Genomic DNA, 19,238 nt, shown 5'->3' on the forward strand with positions numbered 1-19,238 from the left:
ATCTGCGAAAACCCCGGAGGGCAAGATAAAAGGGTGTGTCGGGCGGTTCTCGTTTCCCTTAGACTTTCAGTCTGTTGGGACGAACCTCTATGCTGCCGGGTGACTTGCCGTGACTTGTCCGCAGGCGGTGGGATCCCGGGCTGACGGAGCGTGGCTCATGCTCGTACGAGAGGCTATGGAGGGCCGGTTGCCGTCGACCGCGGCCGGCGAGCCCAGGACGGTGGAGGTCCGGCTTCCGCTGCGCCTGAAGATCGAGCGCGACCCCGTCCGCATGGGGATGATGAAACGTCTCGCCAGTTCCCGGATGTTCGCCCTCGGAGATCGGACAGGGGTGCTGCGCGCGGCCCAGAACCGTTCCGGCCGCGCCTTTCGCCTGGACGTCCGCCAGCGGGTCGTCGTCAAGGCCCTGGTCTCGCGCCACACGGGCAAGGGCGCGGAGCGGGCGGCGGCCCTGGCGGCGCACATCGGCTATCTGGGACGGGACGGCGCCGGGATCGACGGAAGCCGGGCGGAGTTCTTCGACCGCGAAGGGGAGGCCCAGGAGGTGGTCGCCGCCGCTCGGGCGTGGGGCCAGGACCGGCATCATTTTCGCTTCATTGTCTCCCCGGAGCATGGCGATCGACTCAATCTCAAACCCTATGTCCGGGAGGTGATGGCGAGGGTGTGTGCGGACCTGGGCGAGCCGGATCTGACCTGGGTCGCAACCTGTCACTACGACACCGATCAGCCTCACGCCCACGTGCTTGTGCGCGGCAGGCGGTCGGACGGGCGCGACCTGGTCATCCCGCGCGACTATATGGGCTACGGCTTCAGGGCCCGCGCCCAGGAGGTGGCGCAGGAGCGTCTCGGCGACCTGAGCCGGGTGGACGCCGAACGGCGGATCTGGCGCGAGACCGCAGCGGATCGGTTCACCGCCTTCGACCGACGGCTCCTCGCGGCTGCGGACCCGCAGGGCCTGGTCCCGGACGGAGTGGGCGGGACGGACGCCTGGACGGCGCTGAGCCGGGGGCGCCTGCGTCACCTCGAAGGCCTCGGTCTGGCGACGCGGCAGGGGCGGCGCTACCGGCTGGACGGGGAGCTAGAACTGAAGCTTCGCACGCTGCAGCTGAGGCGGGACGTGATCCGGACCTTGAACCAGAGGCGGCTTGAAGCCGGCTGTGACGTTCGGCGTCTGGCGCAGGGAGCCGTGCGGGGTCGGGTGGTGAAGACCGGGTTTCATGACGAGGCCGGGGCGGCGCCCTGGGTGATCGTTCGCGACGCCGCCGGGTTGGAGCACTATGGACGCCTGCGGACGGGCGCCGCCCGGCTGGAGCTCGGCAAGACGGTCGTTCTGGCCCCGGCCGGCGCCGGCCTGGCGCAGGTGGTTCAGGGGCGGGGAGCGGACCTCTTCCGATAGGATGCGCTGATCCGGCTATGGCGGCCCGGGGGATCATCCGACGGGATTGCGGCTTCAGGCTTCGACCCGCTGGACCCGGGCTTCGAACCGGTCCCGCGCTCGCAGTTCGTCGTAGAAGAGCTCCGCCTGGGCCGGCGGGTTCAGGACGTAGAACATGGTCACGGGCAGAGGATCCAGCCGGTCCCGTTTCCAGAGGCTCGCGCCGCCCCGGGTTTCCAGCAGGGTCCACTGACCGGGCTCGTTCGGATGAGGGTGGGGTTTCATGCTCTGGAGACTAGCCGGGCTCCTCGAGGGCCGCCAGAGGGCGGCCCGGTCGGAGAACCGCGAGCGGCCGGGGTCGGCGATGTCCCGACGAGTCGCCTCGCGCCCGGCGTGGCCGGAGGTCCGCCCAAGGCGCGGCGCCGAGTTTGCGAGGATCGAGCAAACAACTCGGAGGATCGGGCTGACCGCGGCGGCCGCTGGGCCGTTTAGAGGATCGGCGTCGGACGAGCCCCTCTTGGGCCGCCTGCGCTGCTTACGCCGGCTGCCGACGGCGTGAGGTTCGCCCCGATTTCGTCCGAGGCGCTCGCCCGGACCCCAGCAAGGATGACCCATGTCGACGATCACGAACGGGCTGGCGATCGCCCAGCAATTCATTGGCTGCGTGGAAACGCGGGACCGGGAGGGCATCGAACGCCTGCTGCATCCCAAGGCGCGCCAGGTCTTCGTGCTCAACACAGACCCGGCTCATCCCAGCGGGGTGTTTGAGGGCAAGGACGAGGTTCTCGCCTACACCTTCGGCCTGTTCGGCAAGTTCGACAGCCTGGTCTGGGTGGACAAGGACTGGACGGTCTCTGCGGACGGCGCCCGGGTCTTCCTGCAGGCCCAGAGCGACGGCGTGGCGAGCCATTCCAAGGCCGCTTACCGCAACACCTATGTCATTCGCTTCGACATCGCAGGCGAGCGGATTGTCCAGATCCTCGAATATGCGCTCGACGACGTCTTCCTCGCTCTGGGCACCCCGCCGGGCGACTGGGACAAACGCGCAGTCGCCCTGGCCCGGACGCTGCCCTACAGCACCGTGGTTGACTCCTCACTCGTAGGATCCGGCAATTAAAGCGGGGCATCGGGTATTCGGTTTCCGCGCGGTTCGAGCAGGATGGCTCGAACAGGCCCGCCGACCGGCGGACGAGAGGAGCCGCCATGACCCACTGGACCGCCGACGACATTCCGAACCAGACCGGCCGCTCGGCCGTGGTGACCGGCACGGGCGGGCTCGGCCTGGAGGATGCGCTCGCCCTGACCCGCGCCGGAGCCGAGGTGGTCATCGCCGGGCGCAACCCGGACAAGGGGGCCGAAGCCGTCGCCCGGGTCAGGCGGGAGGTTCCGTCGGCCCAGGTGCGGTTCGAGCGCCTCGATCTGGCGGACCTGGCCTCGGTCACGGCCTTCGGCGAGCGCCTGCGCGGCCAGACCGATCATCTGGATATCCTGATCAACAACGCCGCGGTCATGGTGCCGCCGACGCGGGTGGAAACGGCGGACGGGTTCGAGCTTCAGCTCGGCACCAACTATCTGGGCCATTTCGCCCTGACGGCGCATCTGATGCCCCTGCTGCGCAAGGCATCGGCTGCGCGGGTTGTGAGCCTGTCGAGCGTGGCCGCCCGCAGCGGCGCGATCGACTTCGACGATCTGAACGCTCGGCGCCGCTACCGGTCGATGCCCGCCTACGGACAGTCCAAGCTGGCCTGTCTGATGTTCGCCTTCGAGCTGCAGCGACGCAGCGAAGCCGGCGGGTGGGGCGTCGCCAGCCTGGCCGCCCATCCGGGCGTTTCCCGCACGGACCTGCTGCTCAATGCGCCCGGCGAGGGCAGCCTGCCCCGCTTCTTCCGCAAGACCTTCCCCTTCCTCTTCCAGCCCGCGGCCCAGGGCGCCTTGCCGACCCTGTTCGCCGCCACGGCCCCCGAAGCCCGTCCGGGCGTCTACTACGGGCCGGACGGCGGCGGGGAGCTGCGCGGCTATCCGACCGAGGCCAAGGTTCCGCCCCAGGCGCTCGACGAGACGGTCGCCCGGCGCCTCTGGGCCATCTCGGAGGATCTCGCCGGGGTCTCGTTCGGTTAGGTGAAGACCTCTCGCAGGACCTCCTGCTGTCGATCGCCCCGGTAGCCGTTCTACGCGAGGCTCCTCGGCTAGGACGACGCAGCATCCTCGCCGGGGCGGCCCATCGCGTCGAGCAGGGCCTCCGCCAGGCCTTTCTGCATCGCCGGCTCGCCGCGGACCCGCGCGGTCTGTTCCAGCGCGGCCGTGGCGTCCCGGTGCAATCGGAAGAGGGAGGCGTTCTGGGGGATGCCGCCTTCCGGCGCCGCTCCGGCGATCAGGGCCTCGCAGCGCGTCGCCGAGGGCGAGGTGAAGGCGCGGCAGGAGATCGGCCGAACCGCATAGACGGTGCAATGGTTGTCCTGCCCCAGGAGCGGGCAGCGGTGGCGCAGGCTTGTCGGGTCTGCGGCGGCGATGGCGAGAGCCTCGGCGGCGCGCAGTCGGACGATGAGCGCGGACCGCGCCTCGGCCGTAAAGGTCGCGACGACGTGGTCGGCGATCATCTCCGCGACGCCGGGCGGCACAGCGACCGCCAGGTGACAGCAGAAGGCGCAGCCGGCGGCGCAGTCTGTGGCGGGCTGGTTCGGGAAGGCCGCCGAGAATCCCGATCCGGCCGCCTCTAGGACGGCGATCACATCGCGCGCCGCATCCGCGACCGTCGGCGCCCTATCGGCCAGCCGCTGGAGTTCGCCGCGATAGGTGCGAAAGACGCCTTCGAAGCGGTCCGCGACGGATCGGGTCAGGGCGCCGACCTCGGCGAACTCGCCCACGACCCGGTCGACGGCTTGCGCTCTGTTCGGTGTGTTCAATCCGCCCCCCCCCTGTGACACCGGCGCATCCGTCGCCGTTTCCGGGCGACGCGCGCGGAGGGGGGCGGAAGGGATGGCGGTGACGCCAATATCCCCGCTCGGGCGGTCGAACGGGATGCGCGATCCTCGCCTTGTCTTGCCTCTTCCTCTGCAATGTCGGGCGAGGCGTGGTTCGGAGGGGGTCCCGCCCGTCAGCCGGCTCCAGGTCGGGGCCGCCGCGCGGACCCGTGTCGAACGGAGCGGCGGGCCTACATCGCCGGATCCCCAGGGCGGCCACCGAGGGCGGGGGGGCGCCTCGGTGGCCTTGTGGGGGATCGCCGGAGGTCAGAAAAGAGGGCGATCCCTACCGGATCGGCAGGCCGGGGAGAGGCAGGGCCGATCCGATATTCGGGGTGACGGGATCCCGACCCCGGAGGGCCGCCGTCGTCGTCACCATGAGAAGAAGACTATCGACGGGTGCGCCTGGCGGCGATGCCCGTATTGCCGAGAAACTTGCCCAGGGCTCCGAAACCTGAACGCCGCCCCGGCAGGTCCGTCACGCCGCCGCGGGCGACGCATAGTCCATGGCGCGCAGGTCCGACAGCAGGTCCGGACCCTCGGGCGTCCACCCCAGTCGGTCGCGGGTCCAGGCGCTGGAGGCGACCAGATCGAGGCCGGCGAAGGTCGCCATATACCCGAAATGGTCGCCGGCCCTGTCCGCCGGGATCGAGACCACGGGCAGGCCGAGACCGGCGCCCAGGACCTCGGCGATGGCGCGAAGCGTCACCCCTTCTTCCGCCACGGCGTGATAGCGCGCGTTTCGCTGTCCCTTCTCAAGGGCGAGACGGTAGAGGAGCGCGACATCCGAGACGTGGGCGGCGGAGAACCGGGTGGCGCCTTCGCCGACATAGGCGGAGACGCCCCTCTCGCGGGCGATGTCGATGAAGGGAGAGATGAGGCCCTGCCGGACCGTGTCGTGCACCTGGGGGAGCCGGACGGTGATGACGTTGACGCCCTCGGCCTTGAGGGCCTCGCCGGCCTGTTCGGACGCGACCCGGGGAATGGGGTGGGCCAGATCGAGATGATCCTCGACGGCCGGTTCCCCGGGGGCGGAGGAGCCGATTCCCGTGACGGAGGTGATGATCAGCGGACGGTCGCCCCGTTCCAGGGTCTCGCCGAGCGCCGCGATGGCGCGGCGGTCCTTTTCGCAATTGGCGGCGTAGCGGCTGAAGTCGTGGTCGAAGGCGGTGTGGATCACCGCGTCGCTGTCGGCGGCTCCGGCGCGCAGGCTGTCGAGGTCCTCGACGTCGCCCCTGTGGGGGACGGCGCCCGCGGCCTCGAGGGCCGCCGCCCCGGACGCCGACCGCGTCAGGCCGAGCACCTCATGGCCGGCGGACAGCAGCTCGCCGGTGATCCGTGATCCGATGAAGCCGGTGGCTCCGGTGAGAAATACGCGCATCTCGTGTCTCCTCTGAACTGAGGATCCCTCTGTGCCGCCTTTGATTACCGTGTTAAAGTCGTGACCTTATCCTGTTATAAGGTCTAACCCGATGACTGACGCCGAGGGCCGGCTGGGGGCCTATCTTCGCAGCCGCCGCTCCACCCTGGAGCCGCTCGCGCTCGGCTATCCGGCGGGACGGCGGCGCACGCCCGGCCTGCGACGCGAGGAGGTGGCGCAGCGCGCCGGCATCAGCCCGACCTGGTACGCCTGGCTGGAGCAGGGGCGGGGCGGGGCGCCGTCGGCGGATACGCTCGACCGGATCGCGGCGGCCCTGATGCTGACCGAGGCGGAGCGGGAGCATCTGTTCCTGATCGGTCTGGGGCGGGCGCCCGATGTCCGCTACCGGCCGGGCGAGGGGATCACACCGCGGCTGCAGGGGGTGCTCGACGCCATGCCCTGGAGCCCCGCCATCATCAAGACGGCGACCTGGGACGTCGTGGCCTGGAACCGGGCCGCGATCGCCCTGAACGACTACGGCGCGCTGCCGCCCCGGGAGCGGAATGTGCTGAGGCTGATCTTTCGGGATTCCCGGGTGCGGGCGGCCCAGGACGACTGGTGGAGCGTCGCCCGCTTCGTCGTGGCGACCTTCCGCGCCGACGCGGCCCGCGCCGGGGCGGGCGCCGAGATGGCCCAACTGGCCGAGGAGCTGTCCCGGGAAAGCGCCGAGTTCGCGACCTTGTGGCGCGGCGACGACGTGGCGGCCCCGGGCGGCGGCGTCAAGCGCCTGAACCTGCCGGAGGTCGGGGGCATAGATCTGGAGTTCTCGACCTTCGCCGTGAGCGGGCGCTCCGAGCTGGCGCTCGTCGTCTACAACGCGGCCACTGAAGGCGATGCGTCGCGCCTGCGCCGGCTGATCGAGGCCCGTGCGGAGAACGCGGGGGTGGCGTGATCGGATTTGTCGGGCGCGGCAGGGCCTGCCAAGGCTGAGGTCATGCTCGCTTCCGAGACCTTTTCTCTCTCCCCCCACGCCTTCGCGAGCCACGGCGCGACCCTGGAGCAGCTTTGCGAACAGGCCGGCGTGGCCCTGTCCAACGCCTGGAGCACCGACGACTTCTTCCGGATCTGGGCGGCGGCCGATGCGGCGTCGGAGGACCGGTCGGCGGGGCTTCGTTTCGGCGCCGGGGGGATCGCCGGCGGCTACGGCGTGGGCGCGCTGGTCGCCCTGCATGCGCCCGATCTGCGCGCCGCGCTCGCCGCCCTGTCCCGATACAAGCGTCTGACCTGCCCCGAGCGGATCGAGGTGGAGACCGGAGGGGGCGAGGCGGTCGTCCGCTATCGCTGGCTTCAGGCGACGACCGCGCCGCCGCGCCTGCTTGTCGACATGACCCTGGCGTCGCTTCGGGACCTGGCGCGGCGGGGGACGGCCGGACGTGTCGCGCCCGTTCGCCTCGAACTGGCGCGCCGGCCGATGGACGAGCCGCTCCTGCGCGCTCATTTCGGATGCACCGTGGTGTTCGGCGCGCCCGCCGACGCCATGGTGTTCGAGGCCGACGCGCTCGATGCGCCGTTCGTCACGGCGGACGGCGGCGCCTTCAGCCGGTTGCTGCAGCGGCTGGAGGACAGGCTCGCCGAGGGAGACGGGTTTCCGGCCGTGGTTGGAGAGGTGCGCGTGGCCGTCGCCCGTCTGCTGAGCGAGGGTCGCCGCCCCGGCCTGGACGCGGTGGCGGGTCGGCTGGGCGTCAGCGGACGAACGCTGCAGCGCAGGCTCGAAGGCGAGCACACCGGCTTTCAGCAGGAGCTCGCGGCCGTCAGACGGGTGACGGCGAACCGTCTGCTCCTGAACACGGCGCTCGATCCCGTCGCCATCTCCATGCTTCTCGGCTTCGAGGAGCCGAACTCCTTCGCCCGCGCCTTTCGCGGGTGGGAGCGGACCAGTCCGGCGCGCTGGCGCACACTGCAGGCCGAGGACCACCCATGAACCAGACTGTCCTGATGCGCCCTAAACGTGTCCTCGTCACCGGCGGGTCCGGCTTCATCGCCGGACATTGCATCCTCCAGCTCCTTGACCAGGGCCATCGCGTACGGACGACCGTTCGAAGCCTCGCGACGGAAGCGGACGTCCGGCGCGTCCTGACCGAGGCCGGGATGGTGGAGTCGGGCAGGCTCGAGGTCGTCACGGCCGATCTCCTGAGTGACGACGGCTGGGCGGAGGCCGTCGCCGATGTCGAGGTCGTCCTTCACATCGCGTCCCCGGTGCGGCCCGGCCGTGTCGCCGACGAGGACGCTCTGATCGTCCCGGCCGTCGAGGGCACGCTGCGCGTCCTCAGGGCGGCCAGGGACGCACGGGTCGAACGGGTCGTCCTGACCTCGGCCTTCCACGCCGTCAGCTGGGGGCATCGCCGCAGCGGGCGCACCTTCACCGAGGCGGACTGGACCGATCTCCAAGGCCCGGGGGTGGACGCCTATGGACGAAGCAAGACGCTGGCGGAACGCGCGGCCTGGGCCTTCATGGCGGCCGAGGGCGGCGCGATGACCCTGACGACGATGCTCCCCGTGGCGGTGATGGGACCCGTGCTGGGGCAGGCCGTGTCGGGATCCAACCACCTGATCCAGCGGCTGCTGAGCGGCGAGATGCCGGCCTTTCCGGACCTCTACATTCCGGTCATCGATGTCCGAGACGTGGCCGCCGCCCATGTGATGGCGATCGGCCGAGCGGACGCCGCCGGTGAGCGCTTTCTGCTGTCCAACGGCCCTGCGCTGCACCTCCGGGAAATCGCAGCGATCCTCCGGCAGGAGATCGGCGCCGCGGCGGGGCGCGTCCCGACCCGCGCGCTCCCGAACGTGGTGCTGCGGGCGCTCGCCGTCTTCAACGCAGACCTCCGACCGATCGTCCATGATCTCGGCTACGCCAAGGCCACCTCGAACGAGAAGGCGGGGCGGATGTTGGGCTGGACGCCGCGACCGCCCCGGGCGGCGGTCATCGCGGCGGCCAGGAGCATGGTTGATCGGGGTCTTCTGAAAGCGTGATATCAGTTGACGTCGGGCGGACCGAACGTTGGCTCGGCGGGGGAACCCGCGCCTTGTCGAGCGCGGCGGCCGTGGTGGCTCCCGGTGCGATGGCGGGGCGGCCCGCCGGAACGGACGGGTCGGCGGGGGGGCGCCGTGGTTACGTCAGTGGATCGAGGATGACCCGCCCTCCTGAAGGGCGGCGAACCGGGCCGGGTCGGCCTTGGCGTGCTGGGATTCGCGGCGGGGCGGCGAGCCGAACATCCGCGCATACTCCCGGCTGAACTGGGACACGCTCTCGTAGCCGACGGTCACGGCTGCGACGCCCGCCTTGACCCCTTCGGTGACCATCATGCGGCGGGCCTCGAGCAGCCGGAGCTGCTTCTGGTACTGAAGCGGCGACATGGAGGTCAGGGTCTTGAAATGCTGGTGGAAGGTGGAGGGGCTCATGCCGGCCTTGCCGGCCAGTTCGGCCACGCTCATCGGCAGCTCGAAATTGTCGCGCATATAGGCGATCGCTGCGGCGATCCGCAGCGGCTGACCCTCGGGCAGCACCATGCGAGCGACATTGCGGCCGGCCGGCCCGATCAACAGCCAGTAGGAAATCTCGCGCATGATCGCGGGATAGAGGATCTCGATGGCGTGCGGTTGACGCACGAGATCGAGCAGGCGCAGGAGCGAGCCCGTCATCTGGGCGTCCAGATCATTGACCACCAGGCCGAAGCCGGCCGGGCCGTGCAGATGGGGCATCGAGTCCAGCCGGGTGACCACGTCCAGGATGATCTCGGCGTCCAGCTCGAGGGTCGCGCCGGTGAAGGGTTCGTCCGGCGTCGCCTCGACGATCTGGCTGACGACCGGCACCTCGATGGTGACGACCAGCGACTGGCCTGCGCCGTATTTCACCGTCCTGTCCGCGACCATAAGCGACTTGGCGCCCTGGGTGACGAAACAGATCTTGGGCCGGTACTGCATGTGCTGGGGCGGCAGGGTGAGGGACGAGCGCATCAGCGTCAGGCCCGGCACCGGGGTCGCGTAGAAGCCGTCCGCACCGATGTGGGCGTCGAGAATCCGGGTGATGGCGGCGTTCAACTCGCTGTTCATGGTCAGCCTCGCGGAATTCGATGACCGACCCTAGGTCGCCCCCGGAAAGCCCACAAGCCGGTCCGTAGCATCAGGCAAAAAACAAGGCGGTTTGGACATTCGCTTTGCCGACGACATCCGCATTCTAGGGCCGTCGGCGATCTGAATCGCGAAACAGGCGAGGGTTCGTCCCCATGAGACTGAGGCATGCGACCGTCCTGATCACCGGCGGGTCCTCCGGCGTCGGCCTGGCGCTGGCGCGCCAACTCGTCGCCCGCGACAACACCGTCATCATCGTTGGACGCGGGCTGGCGGCTCTGGAGGCGGCGCAGGCCGAGACGCCCGACCTGCATATCGCGGTCTGCGACGTCACCGCCCCGGCGGCCGTCGCCGAACTCTACGTCGAGCTCGCCGACGCCTTTCCTGCGCTGAACGTCCTGATCAACTGCGCCGGCGCCATGCGGCGGCTCGATCTGCGGGCGGATCTGGACCCATACGACCTGACCCTGGAGATCGAGGTGAACCTCAAGGCGGCGATGTGGATGACCGCCCGGTTCCTCCCGCTGCTCGGCGTCAAGGCGGAGGCGGCGATCGTCAATGTGACCTCCGGATTCGCCTATGTGCCGATGGCGATCGCCCCGGTCTACAGCGCCAGCAAGGCGGGGCTTCGCGCCTATACGCGGTCGCTGCGGGCCCAGATGGCCGGAACCGGGATCCAAGTGTTCGAGATTGCGCCTCCGGTCCACGAAACGCTTCTGCGTGATAGGGCCGAGCACGGTCCCGCGCCCTTGTCTGCGGAGGCGGTGGCGCGCGCGGCGATCGCGGGGATCGAACGGGGAGCAATCGAGACTGTAATCGGGCCGGCGGGCCGCCTGCGCCTTCTGAGCCGGCTCGCGCCGAAGCTTGCGTTCGCCCGCCTCAACGACGGCCCCGTGTCGCGGATGGCGATCGCGCGGATCGGCGCAGGGTCAGGGGCTCCAGCGGTGCAGTCTTCCTCGCAAGCAGACGGCGCCCGACCGGACGGTGTCGGCGCCGCCGGTCCGTCTTGGACCGCTGCGGGGATCCCAGCCGTGCGGCGGCCGCAGTCGCGCGCAGAGGCGCCCGCGTTGAACTGCGGAGGATTGCACAAGAGTCGCGCCGCGGAGTCTTCAGGCTTCAATCCCGCCGGCGGCGACCGGACCGGGAGCGCGCCGTGACCTGCGCGCATCGTGTGGCGTCGGCCCCCAAATCCTGGATCGGCCGTCTCATGGCGGGGCGGCGGCGCGGCGGCGCTTCGGGTCCGACCGCGGCCCAGCAGCGGCTGCAGGCCTTCTATCTTCATATGGCGCTCTGGACGCTTCAGGCCTGGCTCGCGATGTTCTTCGCGGGCGCGGCCTACGCCAAGCTGACCCAGCCGCACGAGATGCTCAGCCTGTTGCTCGGCTGGCCTGAGAGCGTCGATCTCGGGGTCGTCCAGGCCGTCGGATTGGTCGAGCTCGCGTTGGCCGGCGGGGTGCTGGCGCCCCTGGCCGCCTGGAGAGGCGGGGGACAGGTGATGGCCTTCTCCGTGATCGGCATGATCGGCCTGACGGCCTTCACCGGCGCCCTGCACCTGTCGCGGGCGGAGCCGGGGTTCGCGGTTCTGAACCTTTGTCTCGCGAGCCTCGCCCTCGCCGTGCTGATCGGCCGGCTGCGGGAAGCCCGGGTGACCCTCTAGGCGGGGCCGAGCTCCGTCTCTCATCATTCACCGGCGCATCACGACGCCTTCAGAAATCGGGCGCTCCATGCAGTGGACGGACGGCTATTACACCGGCACGGAATACACCTCCGGCTACTATCCCAACCTTGCGCCGGACCATCTGCGGTTCGTCTGCCAGGCGGCGGGCGTCCGGTGCCGCATTCCCGATCAGCCGACCTATCTGGAGCTGGGCTTCGGGCGCGGGGTGTCGGTCAACATCCATGCGGCGGCGAACGCCGGCGTCTTCTGGGGCGTGGACTTCAACCCGGCCCACGTGGCCCATGCCGAACGGCTGGCGGAGGCGTCGGGGGCGGACGTCGTCCTGTCCGAGGAAGGGTTCGCCGACTTCTGCGTCCGGCCTGATCTGCCCATGTTCGACGTCATCGCGCTGCACGGCGTGTGGAGCTGGATCTCCGAAGCCAACCGGCGGGCGATCCTGGACCTGATCCGCCTGAGGCTGCGGCCCGGCGGCGTCGCCTACGTCAGCTACAACGCCCAGCCGGGCTGGTCGGCCCTGGCGCCGGTGCGTCACCTGCTGGAGCTCGGACGCGATCGGGCGGTCGGCGCGGCGGTCGGCGCCGATGATCCCGGCGGCGTGGAACGGGCCCTCGACTTCCTGCAGGACGTGGTCGCGGCGAGCCCCCGGTATTTCGCGGAGGTGAAGCCGGCCGCGACCCTGGCCTCGGGCCTGCCGAAGAAGAGCCGCACCTATCTGGCGCACGAGTATCTCAACACCGACTGGCACATTCCCTATTTCGCCGAGGTCGCGGCGGGGATGGCGGAGGCGAAACTGAGCTTCGTGGCCTCGGCGCGGGTGCTCGACCGCGTCAACGACCTCAACCTGACGCCGGAGGCCGTCGCCCTGCTGGACAGGTGCAAGCCGCTGGAACTGCGCGAGTCGGTCAGGGACTTCATGGTCAACCAGCGTTTCCGGCCCGACGTCTGGGTGAAAGGCCTGGTTCGCATGACTATTCCCGAGCAGGAGCGATTCTGGGCCGAGCAGAGGTTCGTCCTGTCCAGCGTTCGCGACGAGATCGTCCTGGCGGTGAGCGGCGCCCTGGGCGAGGCCGTCCTGCCCGCCGAGGTCTACGGGCCCGTCGTCGACGCCCTGGCGGCGGAGGACTACAGGCCCAAGACCCTGCCCGAGATCGTCGCGGCGACGGGTCTGACGACCTTGCGCACCATGGACGCCATCTCCGCCCTGACCGTCCTGGTGGGGATGGAGGTCTTGCGCCCGGCGAGAGTCCCGGCGGCCGAGGCGGTGACGCGGTCCCGCGCCTACAACGCCCATGTGATGGAGCGGGCCGTGACCGGTCCGGCGCTGAAGCATCTGGCGGCGCCCGTGACCGGCGGCGGCCTGGCCTGTCCGCGGCCGGCGCAGCTCTTCCTGCGCGCCTGGCTCGCCGGCGACCGCGAGGCTTCGGCGCTTGCGGCCTCGACCTGGGCGGTCTTCCAGACCACGGGCGACCGGGCGGTGAAGAACGATCAGGAGATGGTCACGCCGGAAGAGAACCTGACGGTGCTCGCCGAGATGGCTGAGCGGTTCGTCCGGGTGGTCCTGCCGCTCTACCGGGCGCTGGGCGTGCTGGACTGAGCGCGGGAGGCCGGGCCTTCAGGCTTGGTCGGCCGAAGACGGCGACTGATTTCCTAGCCCGCCATGGCGGCGATCCCGGCGCCGTGGTCCTCCGACCCCGGACGGGCGGGACGCGGCTCGGATCCCCGGGTCTGGCGTCGCGGGGACTTGCCGAACATGCGGGCGAACTCGCGGCTGAACTGGGACACGCTCTCGTAGCCGACCGACAGGGCGGCGTTCCCGGCCTTCTCGCCGTCGGTCATCATCAGCCGACGCGCCTCCAGCAGACGCAGATGCTTCTGGTACTGGAGCGGCGACATGCAGGTCAGCATCTTGAAATGCTGATGGAAGGAGGAGGCGCTCATGCCGGCGGTGCGGGCCATGTCGGGCACGCTGATCGGCGCGTCGAAGCTTTCGCGCATCTGCTGGATCGCCTTGGCGATGCGCGCGGGCTGACCTTCGGGGATGGCCAGTCGCGCCACATTGCCGCCGGCCGGCCCGGTCAGCAGCCAGTAGGAGATCTCGCGCATGACGACCGGATAGAGGATCTCGACCCCGTGCGGATGACGAACGAGATCGAGCAGGCGCAGGATCGAGGCCGAGACGTGGGCGTCGATGTCCTGGACGACCAGGCCGGAGCCCGGCTTGCCCCGCGGGGCGCCGCCGGTCTCGAGCTGGGTGGCGACCTCCAGAATGATCTGCGGATTGAGCTCCAGCACGGCGCCGACGTAGGGCTTCTCGACCGAGGCCTCCATCTGACTGAGGACGGGCACCTCGACCGTGACGATCATCGACTGCATGTCGCCGTAGCTGATGGTGGTGTCGCCGACGAGCACCTCCTTGCGGCCCTGGGCGACCATGCAGAGCGACGGACGGTAGTGCATGTGACGCGGCGCGACGGAGGCGTGGGTGCGCAGCAGTCGAAGGCCCGGCACAGGCGTGTCGTAGACGCCGTTGGTCACGCCCTGGGCGTCCAGGATGTCGGCAATCACCGAGGTCAGTTCAATGGCCATGATCGACGTCCGCAGCTGTTTATGACCGGATCCTACGCCTGCGACGGACTGTGAACAACGGCAGGCGGAGGATTGGGCAATTCTGGCGTTGGATTCGGCAAGTACAGATTGACGCACCTCGGCGGGCGGGGCCGTTCAACCGGACGCATGATCGCGCCGACGCGGCGGCGGCCCGCCGCATCGGCCCGCTTTGGCTGCGCGGCCGCAGTCTTCTAGAGGAAGCCGCCGTTGGCGAAGACGACCTGGCCGTTGATCCATTCGCCGTCGGTCGAGCAGAGGGCTGCGATGGCGTTGGCGACATCCTCCGGTTCACCGATGCGGCCGTACGGGGTCATCTGGGCGGCTTGGGCGCGCATCGGCGGCGGGACGTCCAGCAGGCTGGTGTTCGTCGGTCCGGGGGCCAGGGCGTTGACCGAGATGCGGCGCCCGGCCAGCTCCTTGGAGAGGACGCCGGCGTAGATTTCCTGAACCGCCTTGGTGGCGGCGTAGCCGCCGTGCGTCGCCCGCTTGGCCTTGATGGAGGTGGAGGCGAGGGTGACGATGCGCCCGCCGTCGCGGGTGCGGCGCGCCGCCTCGCGCAGGACGTTGAAGCTGCCCTTCACATTGGTGGCGATCATCCGGTCGAAGGCGGCGTCCTCGAACTGGGCGAAGGGCGCCGTGTTCATGATGGCGGCGTTGCTGATGACGACATCCACGCCGCCGAAGGCCTGCTCGTTGGCCTCGAACAGGGCGCGGACGGCGCCCGGATCGGCGACGTCGGCCTGACGGGAGATTGCGCGTCCGCCGGCCGCCTCGATGTCGCGCACGACCTGGGCCGCCAGGTCGGCGTTTGTAAGATAGTTGATGGTCACGGCGAACCCGTCGCGCGCCAGCCGCTTAGCGGTGGCCGCGCCGATCCCGCGAGAGGATCCGGTGACGATGGCGGCCCGGCCTGCTCCGGGCTGGGCTTGGGCGCCTGCGGCGGCGGACGCAGTCTGGGCGCGGGCGCCGCCGGCCACGGCGAGGGCCGGGGCAGCCGCGGCGGCCAGGGCCAGGAGCGATCGGCGGGAGGTGTCGGACATGGGCTGAGGTCTCCGTTTGGGGTGAGCCGAGAGGAGCACGCCGCGGAGGGACGGGTCTTGCCGTATCCAAACGATGATTTGCCTGATCCCACGGGGGCGGAGCTGTCGGAGCGGGGCGAGGGCTGCAGGCTCGCGGGCCGCCGCTGCTAGGGGTGAGCGCCGTGGAAGTCCGCGTCGATCTCGCCCTCGAAGATGACCATGGCCAGGCAGTGATCCGTGACGCAGTGATCGGCGTGGTGCTGGCCGCCAGGTTGGCGCCAGTAGGCGCCCGGCCGCAGGATGGTGGCTATCTCCTCGCTTCCCTCGGCCCCCCAGTGCTTCATCTCGCCCTCGATGAGGATGCTCCGGTAGGTGTGGGTATGGGTGTGGAGCCGGCGGCTGCCCGCGTAGTTGTGGGTGTATCGGAAGAGGGTGATGGACGGCGTGGAGTAGGGGTCGCCCTCGATCGCCACGATATTGGGGCCGTTGGGGCTGGACGCGACGAGCGGTCGAAAATCCCGAAGCGCCTCGGCAGGCAGGATCAGCATGGTCTGTGGAGCTTCAGGCAGTGTTGCAGCGCGATCCTGCGACGCCGCTGCGGTCGCCGTTCCCACGAAGACGGCGCCGGCCAGGGAAAGGGTCGCTAGCCGGCGAGGCCCCGTGCCGGGGAGGCGGGCGGAGGGGCGAGGGAATGGCTGTTGCATCTTGGACTCCTGCGCGATGCATGGGACGGGGTTTGGACGTCAGGACCGCAGGCGATCCCGAGCAGCCGCCTGGGCCGCGCGCATCAGGCCCTGATACTGGGCGTCCTTGCCGGGATACCAGGGCATGCGGCCGATCTCGGAAAAGCCGGGGAGGGTCTCCATGTGGGCGACCATCCGGCGCCGCATGGGCGCGTCCGGCAGGGGGCCGTACATCGCCTCGACATTGTCCGCCGCGTGGTCGGGGTTGGAGGTGGCGCACAGGACGGTTGTGACCGCCGGATGGCCCATGACCCATTTGAGGAAGAACTGCGCCCAGCTGGCGGCCTCGAACTCGCGGGCGAAGTCGGGCAGGGGGCGGCCCTGGACGATGTGCAGCAGCCGGGCCTTCTCCAGCGGCAGATTGATGAGGACCCCGACTCCGCGATCCGCGGCCGCCGGCAGAAGGCGACGTTCCGCGGACCGGTCGAAGATCGAATAGTTGGTCTGGACGAAATCGACCTCGCCCCGCTCGACGAACCCGGCCAGCGCATCCTGCTGGCCGCTCTCATGATGGGTGACGCCCACGTGGCGAATGCGGCCCTCCCTTTTCCAGGCCTGGAGGAGGGGCACGACGACGCCGGCGTTCACGAGCGCGTGGCACTGCATGAGGTCGATCGGGTCGCGCCAGGTGCGCAGTTTCGACTGTTCGAGACTGGCCAGGGCGTGACTTTCGTCGCCGGCGTATTCGCCGGTCGACCAGACCTTGTTCGCCACGAACAGGTCTGACGCTTCCGGCGTGTCGGCGAGAAAGGCCCCGACCGAAACCTCGGCCGAGCCGTAGAGGGGCGAGGTATCGACCACACGGCCTCCGCCGTCGACATAGCGGCGAAACACCTCGCGCAGGGGGGTGCGGTCATTCCCCGGTTTCGCGTCGAAGGTCAGGAAGGTGCCGAGCCCCAGGGTCGTAAGGGCCTGCCCCGTCCGTGGGACAGTCCGGGTGCGCGGGGGGCGCCCCCGGCGGCTCTCGCTGAGGCCCGCCGTCCCGGCGGGACCGGCCTGGGCCGAGGCGGGGCGCGAGACCGAGGCGGCCGTCACGGCGGCGACGCCCGCCCCCATCCCGCCCAGAAAGTCCCGCCGGGCGGGGAGCGGACGCCCCTCGTCGATGTCTTGTCGCATGGCGGTCTCCTCGGCTGGGTGACGGAAACGGACTCAGACGGTCAGGACGCCGTCCCGCAGCCCCCGGGCGATCCGCCGGTCGGCGACCAGGCAGGCCAGGCCGGTCAGGGCGACGCCGACCGGAACGATGAGCAGGCCCACGCCCAGGCTGTTGGCCAGACCCGCCGCAGCGACGGCGTCGCTGATCATCCCGACCAGGACCGGGCCCACGGCGGGCCCGAGCAGGCCGGAGGCGATCATCACCAGGCTGGAGGCGAGGGCCTGACGGCCGGGACCGGCGACCAGATGCGCCGCGCTGAAGGCGGCGGGCAGCAGGAAGGCGAAGGCGAACATGCCCGGCACGAACAGGGCGATCGACATCCAGCCGTGCGGCGCGAACAGGCCGAGGCCAAGCGCGGGCGCGGCGATCAGAAGGGCGATCGCCGGAATGCGCAGAACATGGCCGGATCGGGCCCGGGCGCGGTCGAAGGCGCGACCGCCCAGCAGGGTCCCGGCGATGCCCATCAGGCCTTGGAGCAGGCCGAAGGCCAGCCCCGCCTCGCCGGCGGTAAACTCGTGGGTGCGGATCAGGAAGGGGGCCGAGAAGGCGTAGAAGGAGGCGGTCCCGAAGCCGAGGGCGAGGCTGGCCAGCATCAGCCAGCGGAAGCCGGCGGAGGTGGCGAGCCGGAAGGCCGAGGCGAGGAAGGGCCGGGTGTCCTCGGCGGCTCGGGGCTGGGGCGGTGTCGGCGGAATGACCAGGAAGGCGAGCAAGGCGGCGAGGCCGCCCGCAACGCCGAAGGCGATCAGGGCCGTGCGCCAGCCCAGGCTGTCGGCGATCGCGCCGCCGGCGGCGAAGCCCACCATGGTGCCGAGCGGGATACCCATGGAGAAGAGGCCGATCGCCAGACCGCGCCGCTCCGGGGACACCAGCCGACCGATCAGGGCGTGACCGGACGGCATGGCGCCGGCCTCGCCGACGGCGACGCCGAAGCGGGTGAAGGCCAGGATCATAAAGCTTGCGGCCAGACCGCCGAGGGCCGTCATGGCGCTCCAGACGACAAGGCAGATCAACAGGACGAGACGCGGCGATCCGCGATCGGCGGTGCGGGCCAGGGGCAGGGACAGGAGGGTGTAGCAGACAGCGAAGGCGGCCCCCGTCATCAGGCCGATCTGGGTGTCGCTGAGCGACAGATCCGTCTTGATCGCCTCGGCCAGGATGAAGGGCAGGATGCGGTCGATCTGGCTCAGGGCGTTGATGAGCAGGAGGACAGCGAGGAGGGCGGCGAGGCGCCAGCCCTGGACAGGGGAGGGCAGGGCCGGGGCGGGCTTCCCGGGCACGATCATGTGGCGAACCTGACGCCGGTGAGCTGTTCCGACACGTCCCAGAGGCGGGCGGCTGCGGCCTGGTCGAGCGCGGCGGCGGGGATCCGGGCGTCGGCGGGATGGCCCCGGGTCTCGGCCAGCCGGTCGGGACCGTAATAGCCCCCACCCACGGCGTCGGGGGAGGTCGCGGCGTAGAGGGTCGGAAGTGCGCCCTGGGCGACGGGCTGGAACAGGAACCACAGGGCTCCGCGCAGGCGGCGCATGGGGTGACCGCCGGGCGTGTTGTACAATAGCTGGGTCCGCGAGACGCCGGGGTGGGCGGCGATGCCGGAGACGCCCCAGCGGGCCGCCTCGCTGCGACGCTGAAACTCGAGCGCGAACATCAGGCAGGCGAGCTTGGACTGGGCGTAGACCGGCATGGGGCGATAGCTCCGCTCCGCATTGAGGTCGTCGAAGTCGATGACGCCCTGACGCGCGGCGACGCTGGACAGGCTGATCATCCGGGCGTCCTCGCCCTTGCCCAGAAGCGGCAAAAGGCCTGCGGTGAGGGCGAAATGGCCGAGGTGATTGGCGCCGAGCTGGAGCTCGAAGCCGTCGGCGGTCGTCTCCCGGTTCGGCGGCGCCATGATCCCGGCATTGTTGATGAGCAGCTCCAGGCTGTCGAGTTGCCCTTTGAGCCTGTCGGCGAACGCGTCCACGGAGGCGAGGTCGGCCAGATCGATGAGCTCGAACCTGACGTCGGCCGAGGGGATCTGGTCGCGGATGGCGGCGACGGCCGCATCACCCTTGCTGAAGTTGCGCCCTGCCAGAATGACGCTCGCGCCGGCTCTCGCCAAGGCCAGGGCGTCCTCGAAGCCGAGCCCGCCGGGTCCGGTGATGACGGCGGTGCGGCCCTGCTGGCTCGGGATGTCTGCGGTGGTCCACGGGGTCATTCGATGTCTCATGCGGCG

The 19,238-nt window shown here is 70.3% G+C and carries 19 protein-coding genes; 9 read left to right on the top strand and 10 right to left on the bottom strand.

Going from position 1 to position 19,238, the window contains the following annotated elements; all coding sequences use genetic code 11:
* Positions 1–187 precede the first annotated feature (187 nt).
* Positions 188–1,396 carry a DUF3363 domain-containing protein gene (locus H2037_RS02745; RefSeq protein ID WP_292117429.1) on the top strand — a complete coding sequence of 403 codons (1,209 nt, stop codon included), beginning with the start codon at positions 188–190 and terminating at the stop codon, positions 1,394–1,396.
* A 54-nt stretch (positions 1,397–1,450) separates the two neighbouring features.
* Here the strand turns inward: H2037_RS02745 and H2037_RS02750 are convergent, their stop codons facing one another.
* On the bottom strand, positions 1,451–1,660 hold the full coding sequence (locus H2037_RS02750) for a hypothetical protein (protein ID WP_292117431.1): 210 nt from the start codon (positions 1,658–1,660) through the stop codon (positions 1,451–1,453).
* Positions 1,661–1,988: 328 nt separating this feature from the next.
* Here H2037_RS02750 and H2037_RS02755 point away from each other — a divergent pair, with 328 nt between their 5' ends.
* Together H2037_RS02755 and H2037_RS02760 are read left to right on the top strand one after the other, a co-directional pair.
* On the top strand, positions 1,989–2,492 hold the full coding sequence (locus tag H2037_RS02755) for a nuclear transport factor 2 family protein (protein WP_292117434.1): 504 nt from the start codon (positions 1,989–1,991) through the stop codon (positions 2,490–2,492).
* Between the two features lie 86 nt (positions 2,493–2,578).
* Entirely contained in the window at positions 2,579–3,493 is a 915-nt protein-coding gene (locus H2037_RS02760; RefSeq protein ID WP_292117437.1) for an SDR family oxidoreductase, read from the top strand.
* 68 nt (positions 3,494–3,561) lie between these two features.
* Here H2037_RS02760 and H2037_RS02765 read toward each other — a convergent pair whose 3' ends face one another.
* Together H2037_RS02765 and H2037_RS02770 are read right to left on the bottom strand one after the other, a co-directional pair.
* Entirely contained in the window at positions 3,562–4,278 is a 717-nt protein-coding gene (locus H2037_RS02765; protein WP_292117440.1) for a YkgJ family cysteine cluster protein, read from the bottom strand.
* 535 nt (positions 4,279–4,813) lie between these two features.
* The gene (locus H2037_RS02770) at positions 4,814–5,716 is read right to left on the bottom strand and encodes an SDR family oxidoreductase (protein ID WP_292117442.1); all 903 of its coding nucleotides are present in this window, start codon (positions 5,714–5,716) and stop codon (positions 4,814–4,816) included.
* 91 nt (positions 5,717–5,807) lie between these two features.
* Here H2037_RS02770 and H2037_RS02775 point away from each other — a divergent pair, with 91 nt between their 5' ends.
* Genes H2037_RS02775 through H2037_RS02785 form a run of 3 tightly spaced genes read left to right on the top strand, consistent with a single transcriptional unit; the run spans position 5,808 to position 8,725 of the window.
* The gene (locus tag H2037_RS02775) at positions 5,808–6,647 is read left to right on the top strand and encodes a helix-turn-helix transcriptional regulator (protein ID WP_292117445.1); all 840 of its coding nucleotides are present in this window, start codon (positions 5,808–5,810) and stop codon (positions 6,645–6,647) included.
* 42 nt (positions 6,648–6,689) lie between these two features.
* The gene (locus H2037_RS02780; protein WP_292117448.1) at positions 6,690–7,676 is read left to right on the top strand and encodes an AraC family transcriptional regulator ligand-binding domain-containing protein; all 987 of its coding nucleotides are present in this window, start codon (positions 6,690–6,692) and stop codon (positions 7,674–7,676) included.
* Positions 7,673–8,725 (top strand): aldehyde reductase, encoded by a 1,053-nt coding sequence (locus tag H2037_RS02785; protein ID WP_292117450.1) that lies wholly within the window; start codon positions 7,673–7,675, stop codon positions 8,723–8,725. Before H2037_RS02780 ends, H2037_RS02785 begins: the two co-directional genes overlap by 4 nt.
* A gap of 144 nt (positions 8,726–8,869) precedes the next feature.
* Here H2037_RS02785 and H2037_RS02790 read toward each other — a convergent pair whose 3' ends face one another.
* The gene (locus H2037_RS02790) at positions 8,870–9,805 is read right to left on the bottom strand and encodes an AraC family transcriptional regulator (protein ID WP_292117452.1); all 936 of its coding nucleotides are present in this window, start codon (positions 9,803–9,805) and stop codon (positions 8,870–8,872) included.
* Positions 9,806–9,978: 173 nt separating this feature from the next.
* Between H2037_RS02790 and H2037_RS02795 the strand changes: the two genes are divergently transcribed.
* The 3 genes from H2037_RS02795 to H2037_RS02805 all read left to right on the top strand — a co-directional run bounded on the left by H2037_RS02795 (position 9,979) and on the right by H2037_RS02805 (position 13,095).
* The gene (locus H2037_RS02795) at positions 9,979–10,980 is read left to right on the top strand and encodes an SDR family NAD(P)-dependent oxidoreductase (protein ID WP_292117454.1); all 1,002 of its coding nucleotides are present in this window, start codon (positions 9,979–9,981) and stop codon (positions 10,978–10,980) included.
* Positions 10,977–11,480, top strand: a complete 504-nt coding sequence (locus H2037_RS02800) for a DoxX family protein (protein ID WP_292117457.1) — start codon at positions 10,977–10,979, stop codon at positions 11,478–11,480. Before H2037_RS02795 ends, H2037_RS02800 begins: the two co-directional genes overlap by 4 nt.
* 67 nt (positions 11,481–11,547) lie before the next feature.
* Positions 11,548–13,095, top strand: a complete 1,548-nt coding sequence (locus H2037_RS02805) for a class I SAM-dependent methyltransferase (protein ID WP_292117459.1) — start codon at positions 11,548–11,550, stop codon at positions 13,093–13,095.
* 53 nt (positions 13,096–13,148) lie between these two features.
* On the opposite strand, the gene H2037_RS02810 is transcribed toward H2037_RS02805, so the two are convergent.
* The 6 genes from H2037_RS02810 to H2037_RS02835 all read right to left on the bottom strand — a co-directional run bounded on the left by H2037_RS02810 (position 13,149) and on the right by H2037_RS02835 (position 19,220).
* Positions 13,149–14,087, bottom strand: a complete 939-nt coding sequence (locus tag H2037_RS02810) for an AraC family transcriptional regulator (RefSeq protein ID WP_292117461.1) — start codon at positions 14,085–14,087, stop codon at positions 13,149–13,151.
* A gap of 212 nt (positions 14,088–14,299) precedes the next feature.
* Entirely contained in the window at positions 14,300–15,148 is an 849-nt protein-coding gene (locus H2037_RS02815; protein ID WP_292117462.1) for an SDR family oxidoreductase, read from the bottom strand.
* A gap of 146 nt (positions 15,149–15,294) precedes the next feature.
* A complete protein-coding gene (locus H2037_RS02820) occupies positions 15,295–15,831 on the bottom strand; it encodes a hypothetical protein (protein WP_292117465.1) in 537 nt (178 codons plus the stop codon).
* Positions 15,832–15,870: 39 nt separating this feature from the next.
* On the bottom strand, positions 15,871–16,986 hold the full coding sequence (locus H2037_RS02825; protein ID WP_292117468.1) for an aldo/keto reductase: 1,116 nt from the start codon (positions 16,984–16,986) through the stop codon (positions 15,871–15,873).
* Between the two features lie 33 nt (positions 16,987–17,019).
* A complete protein-coding gene (locus H2037_RS02830; protein WP_292117471.1) occupies positions 17,020–18,309 on the bottom strand; it encodes an MFS transporter in 1,290 nt (429 codons plus the stop codon).
* Positions 18,306–19,220, bottom strand: coding sequence for an SDR family oxidoreductase (locus H2037_RS02835; RefSeq protein ID WP_292117474.1), 915 nt, complete (start codon positions 19,218–19,220; stop codon positions 18,306–18,308). The genes H2037_RS02830 and H2037_RS02835 overlap by 4 nt, the downstream gene beginning before the upstream one ends.
* Positions 19,221–19,238 lie beyond the last annotated feature (18 nt).

Source organism: Brevundimonas sp. (assembly GCF_013912065.1).
Classification (GTDB): domain Bacteria; phylum Pseudomonadota; class Alphaproteobacteria; order Caulobacterales; family Caulobacteraceae; genus Brevundimonas.

Coding starts and splice junctions, on each gene's coding strand:
- H2037_RS02750 (WP_292117431.1), bottom strand. CDS start 1,660: ATGAAACCCCACCCTCATCCGAACGAGCCCGGTCAGTGGACCCTGCTG.
- H2037_RS02755 (WP_292117434.1), top strand. CDS start 1,989: ATGTCGACGATCACGAACGGGCTGGCGATCGCCCAGCAATTCATTGGC.
- H2037_RS02760 (WP_292117437.1), top strand. CDS start 2,579: ATGACCCACTGGACCGCCGACGACATTCCGAACCAGACCGGCCGCTCG.
- H2037_RS02770 (WP_292117442.1), bottom strand. CDS start 5,716: ATGCGCGTATTTCTCACCGGAGCCACCGGCTTCATCGGATCACGGATC.
- H2037_RS02775 (WP_292117445.1), top strand. CDS start 5,808: ATGACTGACGCCGAGGGCCGGCTGGGGGCCTATCTTCGCAGCCGCCGC.
- H2037_RS02780 (WP_292117448.1), top strand. CDS start 6,690: ATGCTCGCTTCCGAGACCTTTTCTCTCTCCCCCCACGCCTTCGCGAGC.
- H2037_RS02785 (WP_292117450.1), top strand. CDS start 7,673: ATGAACCAGACTGTCCTGATGCGCCCTAAACGTGTCCTCGTCACCGGC.
- H2037_RS02790 (WP_292117452.1), bottom strand. CDS start 9,805: ATGAACAGCGAGTTGAACGCCGCCATCACCCGGATTCTCGACGCCCAC.
- H2037_RS02795 (WP_292117454.1), top strand. CDS start 9,979: ATGAGACTGAGGCATGCGACCGTCCTGATCACCGGCGGGTCCTCCGGC.
- H2037_RS02805 (WP_292117459.1), top strand. CDS start 11,548: ATGCAGTGGACGGACGGCTATTACACCGGCACGGAATACACCTCCGGC.
- H2037_RS02810 (WP_292117461.1), bottom strand. CDS start 14,087: ATGGCCATTGAACTGACCTCGGTGATTGCCGACATCCTGGACGCCCAG.
- H2037_RS02815 (WP_292117462.1), bottom strand. CDS start 15,148: ATGTCCGACACCTCCCGCCGATCGCTCCTGGCCCTGGCCGCCGCGGCT.
- H2037_RS02820 (WP_292117465.1), bottom strand. CDS start 15,831: ATGCAACAGCCATTCCCTCGCCCCTCCGCCCGCCTCCCCGGCACGGGG.
- H2037_RS02825 (WP_292117468.1), bottom strand. CDS start 16,986: ATGCGACAAGACATCGACGAGGGGCGTCCGCTCCCCGCCCGGCGGGAC.
- H2037_RS02830 (WP_292117471.1), bottom strand. CDS start 18,309: ATGATCGTGCCCGGGAAGCCCGCCCCGGCCCTGCCCTCCCCTGTCCAG.
- H2037_RS02835 (WP_292117474.1), bottom strand. CDS start 19,220: ATGACCCCGTGGACCACCGCAGACATCCCGAGCCAGCAGGGCCGCACC.